The organism is Xylophilus sp. ASV27, assembly GCF_016428875.1.
In the GTDB taxonomy this organism is placed as follows: Bacteria; Pseudomonadota; Gammaproteobacteria; order Burkholderiales; family Burkholderiaceae_C; genus Xylophilus.
The window spans coordinates 1-403 of record NZ_JAELTO010000294.1 but is presented as its reverse complement, the minus strand read 5'-3'; the positions used below and the strand labels follow the sequence as shown (position 1 = coordinate 403).

The window sequence follows — 403 nt, the reverse complement described above, 5'->3', positions numbered from 1 at the left end:
CCCCCCCCCCCCCCCCCCCCCCCCCCCCCCCCCCCCCCCCCCCCCCCCCCCCCCCCCCCCCCCCCCCCCCCCCCCCCCATTTTCCAAGCAGAAGACGGCATACGCGATTTCCTGTACGGTCTCGTGGGCTCGGAGATGTGTATAAGAGACAGCTCCTACGCCATCTCGCCCGAGGAGTTCGGCTTCGGCATGCTGGTGCACACGCTGGCCGCGGCGGTGCTGGGCGGGGCCACGTCCATCTGGGGGCCGCTCTGTCTCTTATACACATCTGACGCTGCCGACGAAGAGAACCTAGTGTAGAGCTCGGGGGGCGGGGGAGCGGTAGGAAGGGGGGGGGGGGGGGGGGGGGGGGGGGGGGGGGGGGGGGGGGGGGGGGGGGGGGGGGGGGGGGGGGGGGGGGGGG

1 pseudogene is annotated in these 403 nt (G+C 76.2%); it reads left to right on the top strand.

What is annotated here, in order from left to right:
- Positions 1–300 (top strand): annotated as a pseudogene (locus JHD63_RS24325) (hypothetical protein); the annotation flags it as partial.
- Between the last annotated feature and the right edge of the window lie 103 nt (positions 301–403).